We start from the raw sequence: 1,918 nt of genomic DNA, 5'->3' as shown, positions 1-1,918 counted from the left end.
CGTTTCCGACTCTATCAGACTCTTTCGTGTCCGATTCCCGGTCGAAGCGGGTTTCGCTTTCCAGGTCTTCGCTTTCGCGTTTCCCTTTCCGGCGAGTCCGACTCTATCAGAAGTTTTCCACCGGATTTCCCGGCTTCAGATTCCTGGATGCGGAGTCGAGTACGTACCCACGGAATGCGATCCGGGGTACGAGGGGTTCTGCTGTCGCTGCCGAGCTTCTTACAGCTCCAGGCAACCTCTAAACCCTACAACTGGGCCCCCGGGGTGTCAAAACCAGCGGCCATGGGTGCCGTCACCCTGATGCTCGGGAGCCGGCAGCTGGTGGGGCCGACCCACCGCGCGCCGAGCGCAGGGCCTGTGACCAGCGGGTTGACCCGCCGGCCACGGGGCGGGCTCCGGTCCGCAGCGACCAGCAGCACACGGCCCTCCAGCGGCAGGCGAAAGAGGAACGCGTGCGGGCGATGATTCTGGAGCGCCACGGCAGTCTTGATGGTCGTACACCACCGACAGATGAAGAGGAGCGCGTCCCATGCGCATCGTGGTCACTGAGTTCATGAGCCTGGACGGCGTCGTGCAGGCACCTGGCGGGCCCGAGGAGGACACCGACGGCGGGTTTACCCACGGTGGCTGGTCGCACCCCTTCTTCGACCCGGAGGTCGTAGGCGGCGCCTTCGCCGATGCGTTGGAGAAGGCCGAGGCCCTGCTGTTCGGGCGTCGCACCTGGCAGGCGATGGCCGCGGCCTGGCCCGAACGGGCCGGCGACCCGTTCGCCGACCGGATGAACGCCATTCCCAAGCACGTGGTGTCCCAGACGCTGGGAGAGGACGAGCTGACGTGGAGCAACACCACGCTGGTCCCGGGTGACAAGGCGATCGCCGGCATCCGCGAGCTGCACGAGCGCGAGGGCGGCGACCTGGTGGTCATGGGCAGCCCGACACTCGTACGCACCCTGCTGCGCGAGGGCCTGGTGGACGAGCTCCGCCTCATCGTCATGCCTGTGCTCCTCGGCGGCGGCAAGACGATCTTCCCCGACGACGCTGCTCGCCGCACGCTCGAACTGGTCTCCGCGGTCACCAGTCCTGCGGGCGTCCAGGTGTGCACCTATCGACCGGTCGCCGAGGGCTGATCAGAGGTTGACCCGCTTCAGGTAGACGCGGCTGCGGTGAGGAATGGTCTGGTACCAGAGCATCAGGTGCTCGTCCTCGTACGTCCGCAGGCGCATCGGGCTGGGGTCCTCGTACAGGCTGCCGTCCTTGGGGTCGATCCCCATGGAGGCGAGGTCGACCAAGCCGTCCAGGACGGCGCCGACCGTCTTCTGGTGCTCGGCGGACATGTCGCCGAGCACCCACAGCCTGCTGGGGTCACACTCCCAGGCCCACCCGGAGTCGTTCTCGACCCCCTCGCCCCGCAGGGTCACGTACCGATCTCCTGCTGGGCCTCGACCAGGATGCGGCTGCTCGTTTCCATGGCGGCCCGGAACTGGTCTTCCGTGGCGTCGGGGTCGCCGGCAATGCGCTCGGCTTCGAGCAGGGCCGCCGAGCGGGCGGGCCAGCGGTGGATGGCCACATGGGTGGCCCACTTGATCAGGAAGAAGCGGAGCGGGTTGATCGCGCCCGTCTCCGCGGCGCGGTCGAAGGCCGCGTGGCATTCCCTGTCGAACACGGCGAGGTGCGGCATGTCGATCCGGCGCACTGCGTCCCGCAGGGCTTCGCGCGTCATGGCCGGCTGGGGGATGAGCGGACCGTCGTCTTCGAGGTGCTGTGCTGTCATCGTGCCTCCAGGGGAACGCTGGCCAGGATACCGAGCGGGTCTGTCGTAGGCCCCCTGAACGCAGAAAAGCCCCGCACCATAAGGTGCGGGGCTTTCCCACAATGATTGTTCGGCGGCGTCCTACTCTCCCACAGGGTCCCCCCTGCAG

3 protein-coding genes are annotated in these 1,918 nt (G+C 67.5%); 1 reads left to right on the top strand and 2 read right to left on the bottom strand.

The annotated features are described in order from the left end of the window. Positions 1-529 precede the first annotated feature (529 nt). On the top strand, positions 530-1,126 hold the full coding sequence (locus ABZZ20_RS36770) for a dihydrofolate reductase family protein (protein WP_356877398.1): 597 nt from the start codon (positions 530-532) through the stop codon (positions 1,124-1,126). On the opposite strand, the gene ABZZ20_RS36765 is transcribed toward ABZZ20_RS36770, so the two are convergent. Then, a complete protein-coding gene (locus ABZZ20_RS36765) occupies positions 1,127-1,417 on the bottom strand; it encodes a hypothetical protein (protein WP_356877396.1) in 291 nt (96 codons plus the stop codon). Further along, positions 1,414-1,770, bottom strand: coding sequence for a DUF6247 family protein (locus ABZZ20_RS36760; RefSeq protein ID WP_356877394.1), 357 nt, complete (start codon positions 1,768-1,770; stop codon positions 1,414-1,416). The genes ABZZ20_RS36765 and ABZZ20_RS36760 overlap by 4 nt, the downstream gene beginning before the upstream one ends. Positions 1,771-1,918 lie beyond the last annotated feature (148 nt).

Source organism: Streptomyces sp. NPDC006430, assembly GCF_040612395.1.
Classification (GTDB): domain Bacteria; phylum Actinomycetota; class Actinomycetes; order Streptomycetales; family Streptomycetaceae; genus Streptomyces.
This window is presented reverse-complemented; position numbering and strand designations above follow the sequence as displayed.

What these genes read in the sequence shown, in the direction of transcription:
- ABZZ20_RS36760 (WP_356877394.1), bottom strand. Translation starts at nt 1,770, where the DNA reads ATGACAGCACAGCACCTCGAAGACGACGGTCCGCTCATCCCCCAGCCG.
- ABZZ20_RS36770 (WP_356877398.1), top strand. Translation starts at nt 530, where the DNA reads ATGCGCATCGTGGTCACTGAGTTCATGAGCCTGGACGGCGTCGTGCAG.